At 63.4% G+C, this 24,544-nt stretch carries 22 protein-coding genes; 10 read left to right on the forward strand and 12 right to left on the reverse strand.

Translation table 11 applies throughout. From position 1 onward, the window contains the following. Window positions 1-627 (reverse strand): TetR/AcrR family transcriptional regulator, encoded by a 627-nt coding sequence (locus ACFT1A_RS00835; protein ID WP_283305739.1) that lies wholly within the window; start codon window positions 625-627, stop codon window positions 1-3. Between the two features lie 52 nt (window positions 628-679). Between ACFT1A_RS00835 and ACFT1A_RS00840 the strand changes: the two genes are divergently transcribed. Further along, entirely contained in the window at window positions 680-1,648 is a 969-nt protein-coding gene (locus ACFT1A_RS00840) for a hypothetical protein (RefSeq protein WP_378445404.1), read from the forward strand. On the opposite strand, the gene ACFT1A_RS00845 is transcribed toward ACFT1A_RS00840, so the two are convergent. The 5 genes from ACFT1A_RS00845 to ACFT1A_RS00865 form a co-directional block, all read right to left on the reverse strand. After that, a complete protein-coding gene (locus ACFT1A_RS00845) occupies window positions 1,598-2,890 on the reverse strand; it encodes a YcaO-like family protein (RefSeq protein WP_378445406.1) in 1,293 nt (430 codons plus the stop codon). The two genes, ACFT1A_RS00840 and ACFT1A_RS00845, sit on opposite strands and share 51 nt — an antisense overlap. Then, window positions 2,887-4,227, reverse strand: a complete 1,341-nt coding sequence (locus ACFT1A_RS00850; RefSeq protein ID WP_378445408.1) for a YcaO-like family protein — start codon at window positions 4,225-4,227, stop codon at window positions 2,887-2,889. The genes ACFT1A_RS00845 and ACFT1A_RS00850 overlap by 4 nt, the downstream gene beginning before the upstream one ends. Beyond that, the gene (locus tag ACFT1A_RS00855; protein ID WP_378445410.1) at window positions 4,220-5,635 is read right to left on the reverse strand and encodes a CocE/NonD family hydrolase; all 1,416 of its coding nucleotides are present in this window, start codon (window positions 5,633-5,635) and stop codon (window positions 4,220-4,222) included. The genes ACFT1A_RS00850 and ACFT1A_RS00855 overlap by 8 nt, the downstream gene beginning before the upstream one ends. An 11-nt stretch (window positions 5,636-5,646) precedes the next feature. After that, entirely contained in the window at window positions 5,647-6,459 is an 813-nt protein-coding gene (locus ACFT1A_RS00860; protein ID WP_378445412.1) for a hypothetical protein, read from the reverse strand. Between the two features lie 94 nt (window positions 6,460-6,553). Beyond that, window positions 6,554-6,742: a streptamidine-related RiPP repeat protein gene (locus tag ACFT1A_RS00865; protein ID WP_003943543.1), complete on the reverse strand. Its 189-nt coding sequence runs from the start codon at window positions 6,740-6,742 to the stop codon at window positions 6,554-6,556. Between the two features lie 92 nt (window positions 6,743-6,834). Between ACFT1A_RS00865 and ACFT1A_RS00870 the strand changes: the two genes are divergently transcribed. From ACFT1A_RS00870 to ACFT1A_RS00890, 5 genes are all read left to right on the forward strand, one after another. Further along, window positions 6,835-8,094 carry an MFS transporter gene (locus tag ACFT1A_RS00870; RefSeq protein ID WP_378445414.1) on the forward strand — a complete coding sequence of 420 codons (1,260 nt, stop codon included), beginning with the start codon at window positions 6,835-6,837 and terminating at the stop codon, window positions 8,092-8,094. An 84-nt stretch (window positions 8,095-8,178) separates the two neighbouring features. After that, window positions 8,179-9,246: a FecCD family ABC transporter permease gene (locus tag ACFT1A_RS00875; protein ID WP_378445416.1), complete on the forward strand. Its 1,068-nt coding sequence runs from the start codon at window positions 8,179-8,181 to the stop codon at window positions 9,244-9,246. Beyond that, window positions 9,243-10,037: an ABC transporter ATP-binding protein gene (locus ACFT1A_RS00880; protein WP_378445419.1), complete on the forward strand. Its 795-nt coding sequence runs from the start codon at window positions 9,243-9,245 to the stop codon at window positions 10,035-10,037. The genes ACFT1A_RS00875 and ACFT1A_RS00880 overlap by 4 nt, the downstream gene beginning before the upstream one ends. Continuing rightward, on the forward strand, window positions 10,034-11,014 hold the full coding sequence (locus ACFT1A_RS00885; protein WP_378445421.1) for an ABC transporter substrate-binding protein: 981 nt from the start codon (window positions 10,034-10,036) through the stop codon (window positions 11,012-11,014). Before ACFT1A_RS00880 ends, ACFT1A_RS00885 begins: the two co-directional genes overlap by 4 nt. Next, window positions 11,011-11,694: a SagB family peptide dehydrogenase gene (locus tag ACFT1A_RS00890; protein WP_378445423.1), complete on the forward strand. Its 684-nt coding sequence runs from the start codon at window positions 11,011-11,013 to the stop codon at window positions 11,692-11,694. The genes ACFT1A_RS00885 and ACFT1A_RS00890 overlap by 4 nt, the downstream gene beginning before the upstream one ends. Before the next feature lies 1 nt (window position 11,695). Here the strand turns inward: ACFT1A_RS00890 and ACFT1A_RS00895 are convergent, their stop codons facing one another. The 4 genes from ACFT1A_RS00895 to ACFT1A_RS00910 form a co-directional block, all read right to left on the reverse strand. Further along, window positions 11,696-11,980, reverse strand: a complete 285-nt coding sequence (locus ACFT1A_RS00895; RefSeq protein WP_378445425.1) for an SHOCT domain-containing protein — start codon at window positions 11,978-11,980, stop codon at window positions 11,696-11,698. After that, on the reverse strand, window positions 11,977-12,414 hold the full coding sequence (locus ACFT1A_RS00900) for a DUF6325 family protein (RefSeq protein WP_378445427.1): 438 nt from the start codon (window positions 12,412-12,414) through the stop codon (window positions 11,977-11,979). The genes ACFT1A_RS00895 and ACFT1A_RS00900 overlap by 4 nt, the downstream gene beginning before the upstream one ends. 3 nt (window positions 12,415-12,417) lie before the next feature. Continuing rightward, window positions 12,418-14,064 carry an MFS transporter gene (locus tag ACFT1A_RS00905; RefSeq protein ID WP_378445429.1) on the reverse strand — a complete coding sequence of 549 codons (1,647 nt, stop codon included), beginning with the start codon at window positions 14,062-14,064 and terminating at the stop codon, window positions 12,418-12,420. A gap of 68 nt (window positions 14,065-14,132) precedes the next feature. After that, window positions 14,133-15,248, reverse strand: coding sequence for a hypothetical protein (locus ACFT1A_RS00910; RefSeq protein ID WP_378445431.1), 1,116 nt, complete (start codon window positions 15,246-15,248; stop codon window positions 14,133-14,135). A gap of 28 nt (window positions 15,249-15,276) precedes the next feature. Between ACFT1A_RS00910 and ACFT1A_RS00915 the strand changes: the two genes are divergently transcribed. After that, window positions 15,277-15,864, forward strand: a complete 588-nt coding sequence (locus tag ACFT1A_RS00915; protein ID WP_378445433.1) for a DinB family protein — start codon at window positions 15,277-15,279, stop codon at window positions 15,862-15,864. 1 nt (window position 15,865) lies between these two features. Here ACFT1A_RS00915 and ACFT1A_RS00920 read toward each other — a convergent pair whose 3' ends face one another. Together ACFT1A_RS00920 and ACFT1A_RS00925 are read right to left on the reverse strand one after the other, a co-directional pair. Continuing rightward, window positions 15,866-17,428, reverse strand: a complete 1,563-nt coding sequence (locus tag ACFT1A_RS00920; protein WP_378445435.1) for a YfcC family protein — start codon at window positions 17,426-17,428, stop codon at window positions 15,866-15,868. After that, window positions 17,425-18,801 (reverse strand): M20/M25/M40 family metallo-hydrolase, encoded by a 1,377-nt coding sequence (locus tag ACFT1A_RS00925; protein ID WP_378445437.1) that lies wholly within the window; start codon window positions 18,799-18,801, stop codon window positions 17,425-17,427. Before ACFT1A_RS00925 ends, ACFT1A_RS00920 begins: the two co-directional genes overlap by 4 nt. Window positions 18,802-18,951: 150 nt before the next feature. Between ACFT1A_RS00925 and ACFT1A_RS00930 the strand changes: the two genes are divergently transcribed. Genes ACFT1A_RS00930 through ACFT1A_RS00940 form a run of 3 tightly spaced genes read left to right on the forward strand, consistent with a single transcriptional unit; the run spans window position 18,952 to window position 24,504 of the window. Continuing rightward, entirely contained in the window at window positions 18,952-19,587 is a 636-nt protein-coding gene (locus ACFT1A_RS00930; RefSeq protein ID WP_214887201.1) for a TetR/AcrR family transcriptional regulator, read from the forward strand. A gap of 25 nt (window positions 19,588-19,612) precedes the next feature. Next, the gene (locus ACFT1A_RS00935; protein ID WP_378445439.1) at window positions 19,613-21,310 is read left to right on the forward strand and encodes an AMP-binding protein; all 1,698 of its coding nucleotides are present in this window, start codon (window positions 19,613-19,615) and stop codon (window positions 21,308-21,310) included. Beyond that, a complete protein-coding gene (locus ACFT1A_RS00940) occupies window positions 21,307-24,504 on the forward strand; it encodes a carboxyl transferase domain-containing protein (protein ID WP_378445441.1) in 3,198 nt (1,065 codons plus the stop codon). Before ACFT1A_RS00935 ends, ACFT1A_RS00940 begins: the two co-directional genes overlap by 4 nt. Window positions 24,505-24,544: the final 40 nt, after the last annotated feature.

The raw sequence follows: 24,544 nt of genomic DNA on the forward strand, positions 1-24,544 counted from the left end.
TTACTTCCTGGATTTGACGGTTCGGTCCAGGCCGAGGGTTGCAGCAAGGGTGTTGACCACCCATTCTTCGTACTGTTGGCCGGTCCAACCCGCGCCGACCACGAGGTCTGTGTACGTCTCGGGGCTGAGCAGTGTGAGTGCCACGTTCACGGCTGTTTCGAGGTCGACCGTCGGTGCTTTTTCGACAATGCCGACCATCAGATGTTCCTGCACCGTGCGTCGCTGCGTGCGGTTGATTTGCCACAAACGGGCGGCGTCGTCGTCCGCGGAAGCGGCGGCGCGTAGTGCCAACAGGATGTCTGCGGTGCGCTCCAGGATGAGTCGTCCGTGGTGAACCTGAATCCGGAGTTGCCCGAGGGGATGTGGGGCGCCGAGTGCCGCCGCCACCCACGGTCGGTCCAGAGTTGCCGTCTTTTCCTCGTCGCCCGCCACAGCCACGTCGAGCAGTGCTGACAGCACGCTCGGCTTGTTGCCGAACACGAAATAGACACTCTGCACCGACACGCCCGCCGCCGCGGCAAGTTGTTTGATCGTGGCGGCCGCGTAGCCGGGATCGACAAAAACTTCGCGCGCTGCCTCGATGATCTTGCGCCGCGCCGACGTATCTTCCCGAAGAACCTCAGTCATGATTAGAGTTTAACTCTAGAGTCGAACTCTAGCGACTCGGGAGGCGAAAAAAATGACGAAGGTTCTTGTACTCGGTGGCTACGGCGCCGTCGGGATTCCCCTGATGAGACAACTCGCGAAGGTCCCCGAAATCTCCGCGTTCTCGGCCGGGCGCGATCCAGTCCGCGCTGACGTCGTCGTTGATCTTAAAGAACCAGGCGCGTTTTCGGCAGTGGTTCGAGACTTCGATGTCGTGGTGAACGCGTCGGGTTTCGAGGACGTTGGCCTGGCCGAAGAAGCGGTACGTAGTGGGGCAGCATTTGTCGACGTCACGGCGACCTCGAGCTACTGCGAAGAATTGGAAGCGGTCGACGGACCCGTCCTGATCGGCGTCGGCTTGGCGCCGGGGTTGACCAGTGTCCTCGCAGCAGCGGTGCACCGACTCGGCGACGGGCCCGTGGATATCGTGATCGGACTTGGCGGCGGAGAACTACACGGACCAGCCGCGACGGCGTGGACGTACGGGATGTTGGGCACCCGCTTTCCCGACGCCGACGGTCGATCGATCCGGAACTACTCCGGGATGAAGACGTTTCGAATGCCGGCCGACGCGACCGGGTACCGCACCGGTCCTGCTGTGCGGGCAGATTTTTCGGACCAGCATGCGTTGACGCGCGACCTCGGCGTGCCAGTCAGGACGTACCTGCGATTGGACACGTCCGCTGCGACGCTCGGGCTCGCCGCCATGACGTGGGCACCCGCGCTCGAGAAGGTAGTACCGAAGAAGCTGTGGGGCTCGGATCGTTGGGTCGTGATGGCCAGAACGGATAACGGTCCGGCGCTGTGGGTTTCGGGACGGAGCCAGTCGGCTGCGACGGCAACCATCGCCGCACGAGCCGTGCAGGTGATTCGGAACGCCACGATCTCGAAGCCGACGTGGTTCCACTCGGTGGAAACCGTCGAGTCGTTGCAAGCGGCGGTTCCCGAACTGTCAGTGCGGCAATGGGATGGTGCGAGCCGGACGTCCGGCAAGACTGTCTAGTAGTCGGGACGAGCCGAGAAACGGCAATCCAGCGGCCGCATTGGTGAGACAGCCGGGAACGACGACACGGACGACATGCAGGCCGGCGCGGAGAACATCAGTTGTGGTGAGATCGACCCATGCCGGTCTGAAACCAGCTGTGGTCAGTGCGCTTTCGGTGTCCGTGTGTGAGGTCAGAGAGTTGAGTTCCACCTCGCCGCCGACGGCATCTGCCAGCTCACTCTCGAATCGTGTTTGGATCTCCGGGTCCAGGTGGAGCTGCAAGTGGCACCCGTAATCAATGACGTCGGCAAAGTCCGATCGGTAGACCTCCGCATAGCGGCGGTCCGACCGCCAAGGCGCAAGCGGGCTGGTCGGGGAGGCCGCGGCTCGGCCGATGCCGCTGTCGGGGTCGTCGTAGTCGGCGGAAAGGAGTTGCAGCTGAAGCGCTTCGCCGAGTGACTTGAACGCAGCGGTCTGCGCGTCCTCGTGGCAAGCGGTACCCATGGTCGAGTATCCGGTCAGTCGGTCGCAAACCAGGGCACCCAGGACGGGGATCCCGAAATCACTCTCGAATGAAATCCACCTGGTCGAGAGGCTGTCGTGATTCCCCAGCCGACGAAGCACCTCGGGAACGCCGGCGACAATCCGAACACCACGCCGCCCGGTCCAGGACAGCGTCATCGCGTCTCGTTCGACTATCTCGCGCAAGGCATTGTCGATGGCGAACTTCACCGAGGGCCCGGCAGCAAGACCCGCCTGAGCCACTGGCGAGATCACACGTCCGGTCCGGGCGACGTAGTGCGGATACGAACCCCAGACGAGTTCGGCCGGTACCCAGACATCCGAATCCGTGGTCAGGTCGATTCCGCGAGTCCAGTCCATCTCGAGATTCTCAGTTGGTTCGACAAACGGGAACGCCGGCCGCGCGTACTGGGTGGCGTCGAAACGCGCGAGCTGAGAAAGGTCGATGCTTGCTCCGATCAACGCGGTAGCGGACCCGCGGACGATCGGTTTGGCGACGATGTTGCCGCAATATCGTTCCACCGCTTCGCCTATCGCGGCAGCGGTGGGTCGAGCACGGTTGCCGAGGTCGAAACAGTATCCGGCACCGGCCGAGTCACTGGACCAGGGTGAAAAGCGTGTCGAATCGCAGACATACGAGTGAATCAGCTTGAACTCGGGTGGAAAGTGCTGGGGAACAACGGCGTCGACGAGCTCTCGAATGATCCCGGTCCGACGGTCCACGAGCGAAGACCTCATGCGAGGGGCACCGGCAGGTGCAGACGGGTGGTCGATGCGCTGGTCAATCTGCTACCTCCAAGAAGGGGAAAGGCTGCCGGGGCATTGTTGTACAGGCCCGGAGTCAGGACACGGACGACATGCAACCCGGCAATCGAGATGTCGCCGGTGGTGAGATCGACGGAAATCGGCTGGTGCCCTCGAGATGTCAGAAGCGCCACCAGGGAAGCCAGATTCAGCGGCGCCTCGTCGGGAATCTCTGATACCGAGCGTGTTTCGGTGTAGTCGAAGAGATGTTCCTCCGCGGCTAGCGCCATCGTGGGATCAAGATACAGCTGGGCGACGGTCGGCAGATCGACGACGTCCTTCCATTGTGGATCGAACTCTTCTCGGTAACGACGGTCGGCCCGAAAGGGTTTGTACAGGTGCGCCGGCAGGGTTCCGTCCGCCACGCTGCGCCAGGTCGGTCCGTCGGGGTCGGCGAGGTCGATCGTGATGGCCAGTACGGCGTACGCCTCGACAAGAGCCTTCGACACCGCAGCTTCCACCGTTGGTCGACAAGCCGTGCCCAGCGCGACCAGTCCACGTCGATCATCCCGGATCCAGACTGCAGCGACGGGGATGCCGAAGGGAGAGGGAAGCAACAGCACTCGAACGCTCCGGGTCTCGCTCTCCAGGTCCCCGAGCTGGCGGTGCGCGGGCAACCGCGCCCAGTCGGCAAGTTCGATTGCCGGCTGTGACCGGTCCCCGCACCACCACAGTGCGGTGGCATCGCGTTCGAGAAGCTCCAGCAGAGCTGACATCTCGGCTTCGGCGCGGGAACGTCCCGCGGCAATGCCGGCGTACTGCAACGACGCGACCGGTGGTTCGCCGCGACGGGTGCCCGTGTAGTACCCGAGATAGGTCAGGGCCGCAGGCACGTAGGTGGGCACCTTTTCGTCCATGGTGTGACCCAACGCCCAGCGAATGTTCAGATCAGAGGTGAAGGGAACAAAGGGGAATCCGGGAAGGCGGTACTGGTCCTCGCTGTACAGTGCAAATCTCGCCGGATCGACGACCTGCGCTCCGGAAAGTTCCAGCGCTGCTGCACTGCTGCGGACCAGATTTTCGGGGACCACGTTGCCGCAATATCTTTCGACGGCCTCACCGGTTGCAGCTCCGCGAGCTGCTGCGTCGTCGCGTATCGAAGCCCCGAATCCGTAGGGGTCGGCGCGAAACCGCGAACCGCTCCCGCCGAAGTTGCGGGTGTCGGCCACCTTCGCGGCCCACCCGACCCAGCCCGTCGGCATGTCCGAGCGAATGTGTGGTTCCAGTGAGGTCAGTACGCCGCTCCGAGCGTCGACCAGCAAGTCATCCACGGTCGGTTCCTCCGAACATCGGCAGGGTCAGCGACCCGGAAAATGATTGGTGCAGTGCAAGACTGCGTGTTTCTCGATAGCGATCGCCGTCTCCCAGATTGCGTGCGAGGCGGGGGAAGTCCGAGCCGGCGATCTGCAAGGACAGAACGTCACCGGGGTGCACGGTGTGGAGCACAGGATCGAGATCGATGGTCAGCGTGCCGGATCGAAGGCTGACGCCCGCGCCGCGTGCGATCGACCTGGTGACTCCAGCGGCATCTACGACGCTCAGCTCGACGATCCAATCGGCTTCGCCCTCGGGCGAGTGCACTTTCAGCTCCACCGAAGGTGCTCCGGACAGCACACACTCGATTTCCATGTCGAAAGTCCAGACAACACAGTCGTTTCGGCCCTCTTCCACGTGGTGCGTGAAGCTGAAGGGCGCCGTCCTCGGATCTGGTTCGAGACGAACGCAATTCGCACCCGTGACATACGGCGCGATCGACCAATTGCCCGCGCCTCGGTCGAACACCCGATTGACGGTCAGGGGCCGCGCCGAGAATACCGATTCCATCCACTCGACCTGAAGGCGCCCGAAACTTGTCTCGCCGACCATGCCGGGGCGGAGATCATGCGCCCAGGGGCCCACGATCAAACTTTGTGGCCCGCGCCCCCCGGATGCGAAGTGTCGCAGCGTCTCCCGAATCATCGCATCGTCCCAGCCGCCGATGTGCAGACCGGCAACATCGAGCTCGGACAATTCGCCTGCGGAGACGAGATCGTCGCTGCCGTACGGTTCGCGTTCACGAGCCCGGCTGATCGGCGTCCACCAACCTGGTGAATCGGAAGTGAGGCCGACTTTCTCGATCATCGACTGCACCGGGAGATGTTCCAGCAAAGCGGAATCCGAACGCATCAGAGCAGGGATGAAACCCTCACGAGAGGAAGCCGAATCTCCGTGCTCGCCCCACCACGCCAGATGCTCGGCGAGGAGAAGTATCCCCGAGGGATCACGTTTGACGCGATCGCTTCCGATGGTCGGCACTTTGGAGACGACGCCGCCAACGCGAAATGGTCGATCGGCGCTGTTGGTCTCGGCGGCAAACGCCCAGGCAGTTCCTGCCGCGTATGAAGCCCCGCTTGCGATAACGCACTTCGGAGTCCACGGCTGATCCTGCAGCCACTCGGCGAGGGCGGCGCCGTCCTCGCGCTCGTGGACGTACGGTTCCCAAGAACCGGCGGAATCGTGTCGTCCGCGTACGTCCTGACAGATGAAGGCAATCCCTCGCGATCGCCATTCGATTCCCTCGGCCAGATGCCACCCGCGCCCGTACGGGGTGCGGATCACGATCAGCCCCCGAGGTGAAGACTCTGGTGGGAGAAGCACATCCGTAGCCAGCGAAGAACCGTCTGCCGCTGGGATCTTCACGCCGAGTGAGATCACCGGAGCGTCGGCGAGGGTTCGAGAACGCCGCCTGGCAGTGGTAGCACGGGATGGCGAGTCATCATGAGGGTTCGCGGATTCATCCGGATCTGGTGGTGAAGGTGTGATGGCGGTGCGCCATGCGCAGCAGCCACGACATCCGAACATGCAAGCGCACTGGCCATTACGGCTGCGGTGGGTGAAAGTTCAAGCGGGCGAGGGTCGCTGCCGGCGAGGTGATTCCACAGCGCCTGCAGATGCTCCGGGACACGCGACGCGGCAAGCCGTCGACCGCAGACGTCCCGGTAGCTTGCGCTGTCGATACCGTCGAAGAAGGGGCCGATGCAGATCTCACCCAATTCCGTATGGACGCGTTGCCACGGTGTTTGGTGTCGACGGCACCAGGTATCGAGTTCCGACCAGTCGTCGTGAGGAGGAGCGTCGGCAACCGAGAGGACGAGGTCCGACGATGCCACGTCGGTTTCGTTAGGCGCAGTGGTGGATACGACTTCGAGATCCGGAAGAGCCTTGGAGAGCAGAGCGATGCAGGCATCGGCTACGGGGCCGATCCCGTCCATCAGCACACGCTGTGGACCCGGAATCTCCGGCGCTTGACCTGGAACAACCAGCACGCCGCGAGCGACGAGAGCGTCGGCGATCTCGCTCGCTCCCGCGCCGAGCGGCGAGTCCGACCGCCGGAGGAAGTTGTCGAGTTCTGCGAGATCTTCGGCAGGAGCACCGATCGTGACTGCGTTCTCGTCGGGTGTCAGGTAATGCCAAGTACCGTCCGGTGTCGGATACAGCTGGTGTCCGTCGGCGAGGGCGTACACGGATCTCCTTGTCGGTGCCCGCACCCGACGAGTCGGATGCGGGCGGGGTCATCGGCAGATCAGACTGTCGAAACAGTCTGGATCAGGGAAGGTTTCAGCTCTGGAAGCTGAACGGGTTGTCGACGAGGGCGTTGGTGCCCACACCCTGCAGAGCGTGTGCGGACGTCGCCTCGGCAACCGGCTCGAAGGTGAACGGGTTGTCGACGAGGGCATTGGTGCCGACGCCCTGGAGTGCATTGGCCGGAGCCGAGTTGGAGACGCTGTCGAACGAAATGTTGCTCATTGTCATCCCTTCCGTAATGGAAACCATTTCCATTACGATGCCACCGTACGAAAGATCGCGACGGAGAGCAACAGGTACAAGAGAGTGCATACATGAGCGAGACCCCGACGACGGGATCCGCCGAAACGCAATCACATGTGTTTCGGGACAGATCGTTTCGATTGTTCTTCACGGCTCGTACCATTGCCGTGGCCGGTGCGGCGGTCACCGGCGTGGCCATGCCGATTCTGGTGTTCGACATCAGTCGGTCTCCGTTTCTCACCTCGCTCGCGGCTGCGGGTACGGTTCTGCCGTACCTCGTGTTCGGCTTGTTCGCCGGCGCCGTGGCAGACCGAGTCAACCGGCGGACGGTCATCCTGTGTGCGCAGGCCGTTGCTGCTCTTGCCTTGGCGAGTATTCCGGCGGCGCAGGCACTGGGCGTATTGACTGCTTGGCATGCCGTCGGCGTATCGATGTGCATCGGAACGTGTTTCGTGTGGTTCGACGCCGCCGCTTTCGGAGCGCTGCCTGCGCTGGTCGGAAGGCGCGCGATACCGGCCGCCAACAGTGCGCTGTGGACGTCAAGCACGTTGATCGATGTTGCGTTTCCGGCGATCGCGGGAGTGCTTGTGGCCTCGATCGGCCCGGCCTACGCATTAGGCGCTGATGCGCTGGCCTACGTATTGGCTGGACTGGCCATGGCGTCGATCGGAGCCTCGTTCTCGGTTGCCCCTGCTGCGGCGCAGAGGTCGGAACCTGGAATTGCGCGGGACATACGCGAGGGCCTCAGCTTCCTTTGGCGCTCGCCCCTTCTGCGAGCCTTGACCGGCGTCGGCTTCGTGAATTCGCTGACGCAGGGTGCAGTTACGGCTCTCCTCGTGGTGTACGCGTCCGAGAGGCTGGGGATTTCGACGTCGAGTCCGATGATCGGCGCCGTGTGGACGGCCGTCTCCGTGGGTGGAGTGGTCGGCGCCCTCGTGCTTCCACGGCTACCGGCGCAGTGGCCGGTCGGGGCGATCACGATCGGTGCGCTGACGATCGCCCCGATGGTGCTGTTCGTCGTTGCGACAACCGGCAACACCGCCGCCGCGATCACGGCGCTCGCTGTCTACTCCGGCTGTGCGACCGTCACCATCCTCAACGGCATCGGTGCACGTCAGCGGCTGACTCCGGATCGTCTTCAAGGCCGGGTGAACACCACGGCGAGGATGGTCGCCTGGGGTGGTTCACCGGTCGGCGCCCTGATTGCCGGGGCAATCGCAGGACGCTGGGACATCGGCACCGCCTACCTCGTTGCGTGCATCTTTGCGCTGGTCGGGGCGCTCTTCGCGTGGGCGAGTGCGCTGCGGACCGACCCTTACCCGCACAGATGAGCATGTGACTATTAATGAAAACGACTGTCGTTATGGTTAGATCCACCTGTTCATGACTGCGAACCCCACCTACTCAGGAGTGCGATGACGCTGACCAGCGAGGCAGCACCGCGAGTGCCGTCGCGTGCACACCCCGTCGGCGAGCGCGGGTACGTCCCGTTTCTGTTGGCCACGACGGTTGTGCTCGTCGCGGTCTCCATAGTCGCGGTGTGGTCGGGTGCCGCGTCGGTCTCCTTTGCCGACGTATTCGCGGTGCTGTACGCGCACGTCGGTGGTCCGCCGGTCGACCCGCTGCTCGATCGGATCGTGTGGGGATTGCGGGTACCGCGCATTCTGATTGCGGCATTGGCGGGCGCCGGGCTGTCGCTGGCCGGCGCCGTGCTGCAAGCGTTGGTGCGCAACCCGATTGCCGATCCATACATTCTGGGCGTGGGTTCCGGAGCATCCTTCGGTGCAGTACTGATCATGACGACCGGCATCGGCACCGGCCTGTCGATCGGTGTCCCGGTGGCAGCCTTCCTGGGGGCCATGGTCTCCCTGATCGCGGTTCTCGTCCTGGGTAGGCGAGAGGGAATGCTCGTCCCGCTGCGCATGGTCCTTGCCGGAGTTGCCATTGGCTATCTGCTCTCGGCTGCAACAAGTTTTGTGCAGTTGCGCGCCGATCCGAGCCAGCTTTCGGGAGTGCTCTTCTGGTTGCTGGGCTCGGTGAGCGGGGCAAGTTGGTCGGATCTCGGTGTGCCCGCTGCGGTTATCACCGTGTGTGCGGCGGTGCTGTTGACACAATCGCGCCAACTCAACGCGCTGGCTATGGGCGACGAGAGTGCGCAATCGGTAGGCGTGGACGTGCGCCGGACCAGGTTGCTACTGCTGGTGATCGCGTCGTTGCTGACCGCGGTTGTCGTATCCGTTGCCGGCGGAATCGGTTTCGTGGGATTGCTCGTGCCGCACGCCGTACGACTTCTGGTCGGATCCGATCACGGCAAACTGCTCCCCGCGACCGCGTTAGTTGGTGCCACCTTCCTGGTGATCGTCGATCTAGCGGCTCGAATGTTGGATGCGCCCAACGAATTACCGCTCGGGATCATCACCGCCGGATTGGGCGCCCCGTTCTTCCTCTGGTTGCTTCGACGGGACGGCGGTGCGCAGTCATGAGATTGTCGGCCAGCGGAATTCACGTCGTTCGGGGCGGACGCCTGGTGGTTTCGGGTGTAGACCTGAAAGCGCCGGAGGGAAGTGTGGTCGGGCTCGTCGGGCCGAACGGCAGTGGAAAGTCCTCTCTCCTTCGCGCGTTGTATCGCTCGATGAAGCCTCAAAGCGGAATCGTGAAGGTGGACGAGGTGAACGTGTGGGACGATCTCTCGCCCCGCTCGGCAGCACGCATCATCGGTGTTGTGGGGCAAGAGCATTCATCCGATTTCTCGTTCAGCGTCCGCGAGGTTGTTGCAACGGGTCGGACGCCGCATCACAGCGCGTTTTCTCGACTCGGTGAGATCGACCGAGACATCGTCAGCGCAGCACTGGTGCGAACCGGCATGCAGGGCTTTGGATCACGACTCTTCGCCGAACTGTCCGGCGGTGAGAAACAGCGTGTGATGTTGGCCAGGGCGATCGCTCAGCAGCCTTCGGTGCTGGTCCTGGACGAGCCCACCAACCACCTCGACATCCGTGCTCAGCTCGAATTGATGGAACTGGTCACTGAACTCGGCACCACGACGGTTGTTGCGATTCACGAACTTGCGCTGGCCGCTGCGTACTGCGACTACGTGTGCCTGCTTTCAGAGGGTGCAGTTGTCGCATCCGGACCGACCGCCGAGGTCCTGACCGAGGATCTGCTGTCCGAAGTCTTCGGGGTTCAGGTGCATCTCGGCACTCATCCGTTGACCGGGCGCCCCTTGCTCTCGTTCGCCCCTCCTCTCCTACCTACGAAAGAAGCAGTCTCTTGAAAACCTCGATACGTACTCCCGCGCTGTTCTGCTCGGCCGTGGCCACCGCCGCGGTACTGACCGCGTGCGGGAACTCCACTGCCGATTCGGCGGCAGCCTCGTCCGAGAAGATCACCGTCACCAATTGTGATCGCGACATCACGTTGCCCAAGACGGCCGAAAGGATAGTCTCGCTGTATCCGTCGATGACGGAGCTACTCATTCAGCTCGGTGCTGCCGACCGCATTGTCGGACAATCGAATACCGACCTCTCACCGCCGAGCCCCGATCTCGCGCAACAGTTCGCCGCCGTGCCGGTACTGAGCACCGGAGTTCCCGCGAAAGAAGCACTGCTCGACGCCCGTCCAGATCTGATCGTCTCCGACGGCGAGTACTGGTTCGACGGTGACCGATTGCAGAGCATGGACGAATTGCGCGACCTCGGCATCCCGATCTTCGTTAACAGCGGGTATTGCCACAAGGCAGTCACCGAGGGACGGATCGACGACGTCTGGTCCGACATCGACGGTCTCGGTACCCTGACCGGAACACGTGACGAGGCAGCAACTCTCCTGGCAGACGGCAAGAAGTCGCTCGCAGCGACCGAGGCATCTGTCGCCGGGAAAGAGCCGGTTCCCACTGTGATGGTTCAGGTTTCGGAGGGACAGTCCTATGCTCTGGCCAGAGGCCTCTACAGCAGTGTGCTCGAGGCCGCCGGGGGAAGCAATCTTTTCGAGAACGACCTTCCCGACGGAAAGTACTTTGGCCAGGTAGCCACCGAATCGGTGCTCGCGAAGTCGCCGAAGGCAATCCTCGTCGTCTACTCCACCGAGTCGACGCGGGAATCTACCCTGGATGCTGCGCGCACGGCATTTGCCGGGACCCCCGCCGCGGCATCGAATGCGATCTTTGCCGTTCCGGAGGCGTGGTTCGCCGGCGAGTTGGTCTCGATCGACGGGGCTGGCGAGGTGTCTCGCCTGCTGTACCCGGGTTCGTGACCGCACTCGAGCGGATCGAGGCCGTCGTATCGCTGCATGCTGCGCTGGACCGGACGGTGAGTTCGTCGGAGCTACCGTTCGACGCGGACGCACTGCCGCCGGTGACGTGTGAAGTCGTGGAACTGCCGGCCCCGATGCCACTGCCCGCCTGCGGGTTCCCGGACGTCCTGCAGGCACGACGGAGCCGCTACAACCCGGCGGCAGATGCGTTGGGAGCCGACGAAATATCAAATGTGCTGCACCACAGTCTTGTCAGCAGCCCGACCGCCGGCGGGATGCGCGAACTGACGCTGTCGTTTGTTCTCAGCCGACCCGGAGACGAGCTCGGAGCCGGGGTGTACCGATATGCCCGAGGTCATGCCGAGGTTGTCCGACTCGGCGACGTACGAGAGCACCTTCGTGCGAGCCTTCTCCAGCCCGAGTTCGCCGACGTGTTCCCGGTTCTCCTGTTCGTCGTCGCGAACGTGGAAGGGCCGCTCGAGAAGTACGCGATGCGGCACTATCGCACGATGCACGTGGATGCCGGTGTGCTGGTTCAGAATCTGTACCTCGTGACCGAGGCGATGGGACTTGCGGGCTGCGCCATCGCGGGATTCACGGATGGGCGCGTGGCATCTCTGTTGAATCTCGCGACGACGCAGCTTCCCGTCATGGCTTTTGCATTGGGGCGGCCCAGTTAGTTCAGGCGAGGATACGCGCCTTCTGGATCTCGAACTCGGCGTCCGTCAGCACGCCGGCATTTTTGAGTTCGCCGAGCTTGGTGAGCTGTTCGAGCTTTGAGTCCATCGATGCTGTCGGAGCTGCCTGCGGCGGCAGGGGTGGTAGATCGGGAATCGGTGGCACTGGCTGGGCCTGCGCTGCACGAGCCTGATCTTCGGCGGCCCAACGGTTCCGCTGACGGCGCTGAACGTTTCCGTGAATGGAGCTTGCGACGGCTACCCGGCCGGCTCGCCTCAAGAAACTCATGCGTCCTTCTCCGTATTGTCGAGTGCAACAGCAAGTTCGTCCAAGGTCAGGTGACCTTCGGTGACAATCTTTGCGCCGCTGCGTGTCCACGCGTCGATCACCGGCAGTATGGCCAGTTCCTCGTAGACGAGCACGGCGGCAACACTTCCGGCGGCCAACTCTTCACCAACGGCGGTGATGTCTCCGGCATCGAGCAGTCCGGAGGCAGCGCCGTCGAACTGAGCCAAGTCGAAATCCGCAAGCTCGAAGGTCGACGCTGGTACGACGGCCACTGATCCATCGGCGGCTTTGGTGACGAACTCGAGGTCGAGGATGCGGATCACGCCGGTGTCGACGAGAGTGAGCAGCTGTTCGAATCCTGCCGAAGTCGGTGCACCGCCGGGAAACTCGACGGCTACGTATTCGATCGGGCCGAATTGGTCTTGGTTGGACATCGGTTACTTCTTGCCCTTCGTGAGTTTCGGTTCTTCCAGAGCAGGTACTTCGTTGGGCATGCGGCCGGCGGGAATGATGGCGAGCAGGGAGAGCCCGGCGAGGACGAGTAGCGAGGTCCGCAGCGCACGCAGGCGTGCTTCGGTGTTGATCCGGATGGCTTCGTCGATCTGCGCCTGTGTTGCCGACGTGTTTTCGAGCGTCACGACGAGTTGATCGTTGGGGACGAAGTTGACCTGATCGAGGTTGATCCCGGACTCGACCTTGAGTGACGCCGGGATGGTGGGGTTGTCGATCAGCTGCGAGCTGACCAGAGAACCGAGGATTCCGACGGCGAAGACGCTGGCCACCGCGATGCCGACGCTGCCGGACATGTTGTGTACCAGTCCTCGCCAGGCGCCGACGTCACCGGCGAGTTCCTTGGGAGCTGCGGTGAGGAGGGTGTTGAACACCAATGCGACGATGGCGCCCTGTCCGAGGCCGAGTGTGATCAGGCCGATGACGACAAAGATCTGATGCCAATCGCCGCGGATGGTGAAGGCCAACAGAATGAGTCCGGCGGCCACGACGACAAACCCGGCTCGTGCGATCAGACGCGGGGAGTACGTCTTGTAGAGACGTGCGACGACGGTGCTCGCGATGAAGATCGAGAGTGTGTACGGGATGATCGAGAACGACGTCTGCAAGCTGCTGCGGCCCTGGATGATCTGCATGTACAGCGGGATGAGGAAGTTGGCCGCGGTTCCGACGAACATCATCGTGGCCATGCAGATCGTGGTGGCGCGCTCGGCGCCGGTCTTGAGAACGTCTAGGTTGAAGAGCTGAGGCTTGTTCTGAGCCTTGCGGTTTCGCGTCCACTGGAAGAAGCCCTGCGCGCAGATGGCGCCGAGGACGATCAGGATGGACGCGGGTGAAACACCGATGACCGAGAACGGCGCAGCGTCGGTGGCGAGGATGACGCCCCACGAGTTGAGGCCGCTGAAACCGAAGCTGAGCAGGATGACGGCAACGGCAGCAATGGCGGCGCCGGCCCAGTCGATGGTGACGTCCTTCTGCGGGGGAACAGGTTTGACCCGGAAGCTCAGGATCAGGTTGACCACAGCGAGAGCCACGACGAGGGCGAACGAGTAACGCCACCCGATCGTCGTCGCGAAGGAACCGGCGATCAGGAGTGCCAGCACACCGGCTGCGGGGATTGCTGCTGCCAGGTAACCGATGGCCTTTGCCTGCTGATCGCCGCTGAAGTTCGTGGCAATGAAGACCGTCAACGCGGGAGCGATGAGAGCGATCACAGCGCCGGACGCAGCTTGCGCCACGAACAGCATGGCCGGGCTCTGACTCAGGGCGACCGCGGCCATCGCGAGGCCGTGAATCGCGACGGCAATCTGGAAGACCAAACGCGTTCCGTAGCGGGCGCCGATCTTGGCTCCCAGCAGAATGAAGGCCGCCATGGCGAAGGTGCCCGCGGTGATCGCGGTGCCGACACTTGTTGCGGGCGTGTCGAGATCGGTGGTGATGCCGGCCATCGAGACGGTCAGAGCATTGACGGCGAACGACGCTTGAATCTGGGTGAGGACTACCACGATGAGTGGTAGCCAGGAGGCGGTGCTCACGGCGGCCGATGTGGCGGCCGCGCCAGGCTTTACGGACATGATGGGTCACGCCTTCCTCGACACTGCGTGTACTCGCGACGTGCCCGGATCAGCCACGCACGGTTACATTAGCCGGAATTGTGCTGAATGGTCGCCTGCGGGCGGTTGGTTTCTTCGCGGTAGACCACCATCTCCCGTTGCAGGGCGCGTCGGAAGCGTGGTTGGTCGGCCAGCAGTACCGCCAGGACGGTCAGCAACAGCCAGGTCGCCGCCGCGCTCGCGAGGAGCAAGAGGACCGGAATCCACGGCCCGCCCATCTGCTCGAGCAGCGTCGTCTTGGCCCAGACTCGCCAGTAGAGCATCAGATTGACGATCAGTCCGACACCGTACGAGATGACAAAGGACAGCAGGAACTGCTTCCACGTGCCGTCGTGGCGCCGCGCCGTCATCGGTTCGGCCCGCAGCGGCAGGCTCACCGACATCACGTTGGCGACTCCCAACCAGAGCAGGATCATGGTCAGCACCTGGCCGCAGGCCTTGACCAGATCTGTACTGCTTCCGGATCGCCACGCGAGGATGACGCTGAGCAGGAACCCGGCGCTGCCGACGAGGAGCAGCATCACCGCGTTCTTCGCGACGAGCACGTGCCAGAGCCTCGTTCCACCGGACAGCGCAGCGCACACGCGGCCGGCGTCGAAGCTGAGCGCATTGGTGCACACGACGCTTCCGACCACACCCGAGAGTGCATACAGCGCAAGGTAAGGCAGTCGATCTTCCTTGGCGTCCCACTGGAAGAGGCGAATGAATGCCAGGTACGCCAAGCCCATTCCGAGGCTCAGCCCCAGCCGAAAAGCGATCGACCGAGGCTTACCACTCACGACGTGCCGGGTTTCCTCACGGATCCGGGAGCCGAGATCCTGCACATGCCGGACGACGGGGTTGCCCGAATTCAGCGGGACGTAACCACGGATCGCGGCGGCGACGGTATCGGTGTCACTGGCGTCGCCGGGCAGTGGCGGCTGCAATGTCGTGAACAGTTCGAGTTGGCGAGCCATGTGCGGTGACGGCGACAACCCGCTGTACGACGGTCGGCTCAGCGCTGATCGTTCGTCGTCGAGCGAATCACGGACGGCCGCGGCAGCCTTGCGGACGGCTGCCGGGTTGTGCCAGCGCACCGATCTGGCGTCACGCTCGGCGGCGACGGCCCGGGAGGCAACCTCGGTCAGATCCTCCACCGCTGTCACTTTTACTCCACTCGGTTTAGGTTGGTTCATGGCCACCAACTCGGAAAAGGAAGATCTCCAGCGCTACCTGCAGGCCGCGCGCGACGCACTCGTCTGGAAGCTCGACGGGCTGTCGGAGTATGACATTCGGCGTCCGATGACCCGGACAGGGACAAACCTGCTGGGTCTGGTCAAACATATGATCGGCGTCGAGCTCGGGTATTTCGGCCCGACGTTCGGCCGGCGTGTTCCCGATCTGCCTGCGTGGTTGCGTTCGGAGGAACTCAACGTCGACATGTGGGCCCGCGCCGACGAGTCCAGTGTCGATATCGTCGAAACCTACCGCCGGACATGGGCTTTTGCCGACGCCACGATCGAAGAGCACGATCTGGATGCACCTGGTTTCGTCAAGCACTGGCCGGAGGACCGCCGCGACGTCACGCTGCACCGGATTCTCGTTCACGTTGTCACCGAGATCCATCGGCACGCCGGCCACGCGGACATCGTGCGGGAGCTGATCGACGGCGCCGCTGGGATGAAGGCGGGCGACAACAACCTGGCTCCCGGTGATCAGGCGTGGTGGGCCGAGTACAACGACCGTCTCGAGACGGCGGCACGCGAGGCCCACCACGCCTGAACTATTCGAATACCGCTGCCGCGCCGATCACCACGACAACGATCACGAAGTTGATCAGTAGCAGTGGCCAGACGAAGCGCAGGAACTTGTCGTAGCCCACCTTCGCCATGGCCAACCCGCCGACGACGACGACGTTGGTCGGGGCGACCATCAGCATGAGGCCGTGGCCCATCTGGAAGGCGGTGATGACGAGTGCGCGACTGACTCCGGCGAAGTCGCCCAGCGGTGCGAGCAGCGGCATCGCCAGGGTGGCGTGACCGGAACTGGACGGGATCAGGAACGCCAGCGGGATGTTGACGAGCATCACCAGGATCGCGAAGACCCCCGCCGAAGCACCGCTGACCAATTGTTCCATCGCGTTGAGGATGGTGTCGAGGGTTTCGGTGTTGGTCATGATCACCGAGACGCCGCGAGCGAGCAGGATGACGATCGCCGGTCCGACCATGTCGCCGGCTCCACGCGTGATCAGGGAGACGATCTTCTTCTCACCCATCTTCGCGACCACGCCGACGAGAACGGCGGCGAGGATGAACAGCATCGCCAATTGCGGGAACCACCAGTTCAACTCGAACCAATAAGGCTCGGTGGTGGTGACGTGGTACGCGTCGTACTCGGCCGGCCCGGTCGTGGCGCCGAAGATGCTCGACCACGGGATGACGGAGAAGATCATCAATCCGAACGTTAGCCCGGTGATGAGCAGCACCAGCTTCTGAGTTCCGGTGAGCTTGCCGTCGATGTCCACCGGCTCGGCCGGTTCTTCGTCTTCGTCGTCCTCGATGCCGAAACCGACGAGCGACTTCGTGGGGTCCTTCTTCACCTTCGCGGCGTAGCGGAGAACGAATGCCACTGCCACCGCGGTCAATACGATCCACAAGATCACGCGCAACACGATGCCGTCACCGATGGAGACGCCTGCCTCACCGGAGGCGACGCCGATCGAGAACGGATTGACGGTCGACGCCATGTTTCCGACCAGAGCACCGAGGATGATCATCGTGGCCGCGACCATGCGGTCGTAACCCAGTGCCGTCATCAGCGGGATGAGCAGGGCGTAGAAGCCGAACGTCTCGACCGAGAAGCCCATCGTCGAACCGAGTAGCGAGAACAGCACCATGATGACGGTGATGAGCAACCAGCCCTTGTCGCTGAGCTTGGTAGCCAGCTGGGAGACAGCGGTTTCCAGGCTGCGGGTGGCAAAGCTGACCGAGATGAACGCACCGAGCGCCATGATGAAGAGGACTACGCCGACCGAACCGAAGAGCCGTCCGATGTTGTCGGTGTCGACGAACCCGGTGATCGAATCCTGTACGCCGTACAGGCCGTTCACGGGGGAGAGGATCAGTTGCTGGATTCGTTCCCAGAACGAGAGCGGAGACGTGACGGTCTCGAAGCTGCCGGGAACGGGTGAGCCGTCCACGTCGACGCCGAAGCGTCCGGCCGGAATGAACAGTGCCGCAACCCAGACCAGAATGGTGACGATCGCGAGCATCGCGACCGCACCGGGAAACTCGAACTTCTTCTTGGCCGGCGTTTGCGCGGATCCCGTATCGGTCTCGGTGCTCATTTCTTCCCCTCGAAGGTGTCGGCGTACTCCTGGAAGAACAGTGCTTTGGCGACGACGGCCTTCTCGAACTCGTCGAGCAGTACACGTTCGTTGGGGCCGTGGATGTTCGCGTAACCGTCGGTGGCGCCGAACAACAGCTTCTCGGCGGTGGGCACCGCTGTATCCAGAGCCATCACGAGGGGGATCGAGCCGCCGCCTGCCATCAGCCCGGCCGGCTCACCCCACGACTGCGAGAGTGCCGACAGCGCTGCGTCGAAGGCCGGTCCGCTTTCGGCTGCCGCGAATCCGTCGCCGGTTTCTCCCGCGGTGACGGTCAGTTGCAAACCGAAGGGGCGCAGGGCTTCCAGATGCCGTATCAGGGCAGCTTGTGCCTCCACCGCCGGCTGACGCGGATGCACGCGCAGATTGATCACGGCGCGGGCTGTGCTTGCGACGGCGTTGACCGCACCGTCCACCGGGGGAGCGTCTATACCGGTCACGGTGATTGCCGGGCCCGACCAGATGCGTTCGCCGATGCCGCCGGTCCCGAGCAGGGGGAGCCCGTCGCGGATCTCGGCGAGGGCGCGGAACTCTTCCTCGGTGTACGAACTACCGGTCCACGGTTCGCGTAGGAGGCCGTCGACTGCCACGTCCCCGTTGTCGTCGTGCAGAGACGCCAGTGCGCGGATGAGCGCGAGGCGGGCGTCCGGTGCGGCGCCGCCGTAGAGGCCGTTGTGCTTGTCGGCGCCGAGAGTGGTGAGTTCGACGATCACCTGGGCGGATCCGCGCAGTGCGACGGTCAGGGTCGGTGAGCCGGGGCGAACGCTGCCGACGTCGGCGATGACCATTGCGTCGGCCGCAAATAATTCGGGGGCTTCCGGCGGATAGTTGTCGAAAGGGCTGCCGAATTCTTCCTGGCCCTCGATGACGAGCTTGACCGTCACCGGCGGCTTTCCGTCGAAGACTCGAAGTGCACCGATCATGCCGATGACATTTGCCTTCGAATCTGCCGTACCGCGGCCGTAGATTGCGCCGTCACGCTTGGTCGGTTCGAAAGGCGGAGAATCCCAGAGTTCGACGTCGTCGGCGGGAACGACGTCGTAATGCGAATACATCAATACCGTCGGGGATCCGGCGGGGCCGGGAACTGTCGCAATGATGACGGGCGCGGTTTTACCTGTTATTTCGAGTTTCTCTATCGTCGTGACTCCGGATTTTTCCAATAGAGAAACGATCAGATCGTGAGCCTCGAAGAGGGGTTCGCTGGGGAAACCCTCGGTCGCTATCGACGGGATGCGAACAAGTTCGACTAGTTCCGACTCCAGAGTCGGCATCAAACCGGCAACTGTTTCCTTGATCGTGGAATAGGAGGGTGACGCGGATTCTTCCGGCACGGAACTGACTCCTTCTGGAAAAGGCGAAAAGCATTAGAGGCAGAGTCTTACACCCGATATATGGGCTGTGAAAGGGCAACCCGAACAAAAGGCCGAAGTCGGTCGTCGGGGCTGCGATTCTTGACATTGACGTCAACGTCAACACACACTGTGACGGTGACCACCAGCGAAACGCAGGAGCGAGCGCGGACAGCCCGCAAGCTCGGGGACGGTCCACGCCGTGCCGGCTTGCTCGATACCGCGGCGCTCTGTTTCGGCGAACTCGGATACGACGCCGTGACGGTCGAGACGATCACGACCAGGGCCGATGTGTCCCGGGCGACCTTCTACGCGTACTTCTCGTCCAAGGACGAGGTCTTCCGCGCCGTCGCCGAAATGATGTGCCGACGGTTTCTCGATGCCCAGCACATGGAGGGGCCAGCGGCCGAGGATCTACGCGAAGTTCTCAGAACGACCACATCGGCGTTCATCACGGCCGTGTACACCTATGGGGACCTGCTCGCGGTCATCGAGCATCGGGCGCGGGTGGATTCCGAGGTCGAGCGCAGTTGGTCGGCGGTCCGCGAAAAGCTCGTGAGCCGCTACGTGCGCTTCGTCGAACGTATTCGACAGGTTCACGACGTAGATCCCTGCGTTTCGCCTCCGGTGCTCGTGCAGATGATCTCGGACGCGCAGATGGCCGGTGGAGCACGATTGAGCAAAGCGAGTGCTGACGAGCAGAACCAGTTCATCGCAGATATGACGACGATGTCCGAGCGGTTGATCGGGTTCGAAGAGTCGAAATAGATTTCTTTTACGAATGGAGTGATCGGTGGCAGAACAAGACGTGCTCGAAGCGGCTCTGGCGGAAATCTCCGCGCTGCAACAAGCGCATTGGCCCGCCGGCATTCCCCGCGCCGTCGAGTATCCGCTCGAAGGCGGGGGGCTTGTCGACTACTTGCGGCATTGGGCGGTAGAGCGGCCGGATACTCCCGCAATCGTCTTCTACGGCCGGGTCATCACGTATTCCGAATACGACGAGCTTTCGGATCGTTTTGCCGGATGGCTGCTTTCGCTCGGCGTCGAACGCGGCGATCGCGTCGGCGTTCACCTGGTCAATTGCCCGCAGTTCCATATCGCGATGCTCGGCATTCTGAAGGTCGGCGCGGTTCACGTGCCGATCAATCCGCTCTTCCGTGAACACGAATTGATTCACGAACTCAACGATGCGGGCGTCACGGTTCTTCTGACGCAGAACACTTTTTCGAAGTTGGTGAAGAAGGTTCGCTCCCAGACTCCGCTCGAACACGTCGCGAAGACCGCAGTGTCGGACATGCTGACCGCGATCCCGACCGTCGAACTGCCCTTCGAGGTGGACGATCCGCGCCTGAGCGACTGGCAGTCGATCATCACCAGTGAGCGGGCGACTCCGGTTGCCACCGATCTCGATTCCCTTGCTGCTCTGAACTACACGGGCGGAACGACGGGAATGCCCAAGGGCTGTGAGCACACTCAGCGCCACATGGTCTACACCGCGGCCACGGCGACGCTTGCCGGCGGTGACCAGGTGGGCGCCAATCCGCCGGTGTCCCTGGTGTTTCTGCCGATCTTCTGGATCGCGGGTGAGGACTTCGGCATCCTGGTTCCGCTCGTCAACGGCGGAACCGTTGTCTTGCTGAATCGTTGGGATGCGGAAACCACGCTCGACGCGGTCGAGACGTACGGCGTGACCTCGCTGGTCGGAACCGTCGACAATTACGTCGAACTGATGGATACACCAGGATTCGCGGAGCGAAATCTCTCGACACTCCAGAACGCCATGGCAGTCTCATTTGTCCTCAAACTCGATCCGGCTACACGCCAGCGGTGGCGCGAGGCCACCGGCGGTGTTCTGCGCGAAGCGAGCTACGGCATGACCGAAACCCATACCGCGGACACGATCACCCTCGGCTTCCAGGACGGTGACTACGACCTGAAAAGCGAGCCGGTGTTCTGCGGAATACCGGTGCCCGGCACCGACGTTCTGATCGTCGATCACGACGGCAGGCCGGTTCCCGTCGGTGAGCACGGACAGATCATCGTGCGCAGTCCGTCGATCCTTTCCGCGTACTACCGCAACGACGCTGCGACGGCCGACGCCATCCGTGACGGCTGGTTGCAGACCGGCGACGTCGGAAAGTTCAGTGAGCGTGGTGGTTTGCACTACCTGGCGCGGAACAAGGAAATGATCAAGACCAACGGCATGAGCGTCTTCCCGTCCGAGGTGGAAGCGCTGCTCATGCTGCACCCGGCGATCGAAAAGGCTGCGGTGGTGCCGAAACCGGACCCGGACAAGGGACAGGTGGCTTTTGCGTTTGTCCAGCTGGTCGAGGGCTCGGTAGTCATGGCCGACGAGATCGTCTCGTGGGCGAAGGAGAACATGGCCACGTACAAGGTGCCCGAAGTGGAAGTGCTCGAGGCGCTTCCGATGACTGCGACAGGAAAGGTGCGCAAGGGCGATCTGTTCGAGCGCACTCAGGGGGACAAGTGAGACTGCTGATTGCGAACCGCGGCGAAATTGCGCTGCGGATCATTCGAACTGCCCGTGAACTCGGCATCGAGACGGTGTCGGTCTACGCCGCGGACGACGCGTCCAGTCCGCACGTCGCGGCGGCCACGGAGTCGGTGCCGCTCGGAGCGTCGGGCGCTTCCGCCTATCTCGATCAGGGCGGCTTGCTGAAGATCGCGGCCGAAACGGGCGCCACACACGTGCACCCCGGCTACGGATTCCTCAGTGAAAACGCCGAATTCGCGCGGGCGTGCGCCGACGCGGGCATGGTCTTCGTCGGTCCGGACGCCCAGGTTCTCCGGACTTTCGGAGACAAAGCCAGCGCCCGTACTGCGGCTGTCGACTCGGGGGTACCGGTGCTGCCGTCGACATCGGCGAACGCCGCCCTCGACGAGGTGCGCGAATTCTTCGAGCGCAACCCCCGCGGCATCATGATCAAGGCGCTCAGCGGCGGCGGTGGCCGCGGCATGCGCGCGGTGCGTGACCCGAAAGCACTCGACGACGCGTACCGTGTGTGTGCGGCCGAAGCCCAGTCGGGATTCGGCAGTTCGGCACTGTTCGCCGAGGTACTCAGTGAGCACGCTCGGCACATCGAAGTGCAGATCGTGGCGGCACCGGGGCAAGGCGGAACCCATGCGCTCGCTCTGGGTGACCGTGATTGCAGCGTCCAACGTCGGCATCAGAAGTTGATCGAGGTAGCGCCCGCGCAGGGGCTGTCGGGGGCCCTGCGCGAGCGTCTGCACGCCGCGGCCGCGAGGCTGTGCGCCGAGGTCGGCTACCGCGGAATCGCGACGGTCGAGTTCCTCGTCGAGGAACGCGGCTTCGTCTTCCTCGAAGTCAATCCGCGAATTCAGGTGGAGCACACGGTAACCGAGGAGGTCACCGGGGTAGATCTCGTCGCCGTGCAGCTCGCGATCGCGGACGGAGTTCCGTTCGAAAACCTGGACCTGCCAACCGGAATCACCGCTGTCGAGAAGGAGTCGGAGACAGTCGGATCCGTGGCAGTCGCATCGGGAATCGCGATCCAGGCCCGCGTCAACATGGAAACCATGACGCCGGACGGCAATGCGTTGCCGTCGTCGGGCACGCTCGACACCTTCACTCCTCCGAGCGGGCCCGGTGTGCGAGTGGACACCTTCGGCGCCGTCGGGCTCTCGCCGAGTGCACGTTACGATTCGCTGCTGGCGAAGGTGATCACCCACACACGTCGATCGGATTTCCCTGCCGCGGTGCGCAAGTCGATTGCTGCTTTGAGTGAGTTCGCCATCGACGGCGTAGCGACCAACATCGAGTTCCTGCAGGCAATTCTGTCCGACAAGGACTTCCGTGACGGCTTGGTCGACGTCGACTGGTTGGGTTCGCGGTTGGCGGACCTCGTTCCCGAAGCCGGCCCACACACGCCCTCCTCGGCTGTGGACGTGGCACCGGACGAGGATGTGGTTCGTGCGCAGATGGCGGGCATCGTGGTCGAACTCGCCGCCGTCGGTGACGGCGTCCATGCGGGTGGCCAGGTTGCCGTCCTCGAGGCGATGAAGATGCAGCATGTTCTCTCGGCTCCCGGTGATCTCGAAGTGGTCCGGGTCCTGTCGTCACCGGGGAGGTCGGTGGGTGCGGGCGAACCGTTGCTCGTCGTCCGTAGTGCAAGCGCGGGATCGAAGCTCGCCGAGGTCGACGAGGTGAACCTCGACGACGTGCGTCCCGATCTCGCGGAGATCATCGCTCGCCACGAGGTGACCCTGGACGCGGCCCGGCCCGCGGCAGTGGCGAAGCGTCACAAGCTGGGACGCCGGACTGCTCGCGAGAACGTCTACGACCTGGTCGACGACGACAGTCTGGTCGAGTACGGCGCTCTCGCGCTGGCGGCGCAGCGCAGTCGACGCAGCGAGGAAGACCTGATCGCCAACACTCCGGCTGACGGTTTGATCGGCGGAGTGGCGACCATCAGCGGCGGCGAGAGCGTCGTGATCTCGTACGACTACTCGGTGCTCGCCGGTACCCAGGGCATGCGTAATCACGCCAAGACCGACCGCCTGCTCGAGATCGCCGACCGCAAGCGAGTTCCGGTGGTGCTGTTCGCGGAAGGCGGCGGCGGTCGCCCGGGTGACACCGATGCGGGCGCCGGGGCGGGCCTCGAACTGGGAACCTTCCGCGCCATGGCGGCGCTGAGCGGACGGGTGCCCATGGTCGCCGTCGTGTCCGGTCGTTGTTTCGCGGGCAACGCGGCCCTGGCCGGCGCGTGCGACGTGCTGATCGCTACACCGGACGCCAATATCGGCATGGGTGGTCCTGCCATGGTCGAGGGCGGCGGGCTCGGAAACTTCCGCCCCGAGGACATCGGCCCCATCGACGTGCAGCGCCGTAACGGCGTCGTACACCTGGTCGCTGACGACGACGCGCATGCGGTGGCCCTGGCCAAGCAGTACCTCGGCTACTTCCAGGGTGCGAGCGGAGAGTGGACGGCTCCGGATCCGCGGCTCTCCCGGCATGTGGTGCCGGAGAATCGCCTGCGCTCGTACGACGTTCGTGGAGCAATCGACGCAATCGCGGACGTCGACAGCGTCCTGGAACTGCGTCGAGACTACGGACGCGGTGTAGTCACCGCACTCGTTCGCGTCGAAGGAGTTCCGTACGGTGTGCTGGCCAACAGCAGCGAGCATCTCGGCGGCGCGATCGACGCGGAAGCGTCGGACAAGGCCTCGGATTTCCTGGAACTCCTCGAAGCACACCGCATCGCTCTGGTGACCCTGTGCGACACACCGGGTTTCATGGTGGGCCCGGATTCGGAGGAGGAGGCGACGGTCCGAAGGTTCGGCAGGTTCTTCGTTGCCGGTGCTCGACTCACCGTGCCGTTCGGAACGGTCATCCTGCGCAAGGGTTACGGGTTGGGCGCCATGGCAATGGCCGGTGGTTCCTTCCACGCCCCCGAGTTCACGGTGGCGTGGCCGACCGGAGAGATCGGGCCGATGGGTCTGGAAGGCGCCGTGCGTCTCGGTTTCCGCAAGGAACTCGAGTCCGTCGAAGATCCGGTGGCTCGGGAAACACTGTTCGGTCAGTTCGTGGAACTGGCCTACGCACAGGGCAAGGCGCTCATGGCGGCGACCACGTTCGAACTGGACGACGTCATCGATCCGGCCGATACCCGCGGATGGATCAGACAGCTCGGCAGAAACAGTTGAGATCCTGCTGATTCGAGCTGTTGCCGCACGTGGGCGGGGC

It is taken from the genome of Rhodococcus sp. NPDC057135 (genome assembly GCF_042670865.1).
Classification (GTDB): domain Bacteria; phylum Actinomycetota; class Actinomycetes; order Mycobacteriales; family Mycobacteriaceae; genus Rhodococcus_F.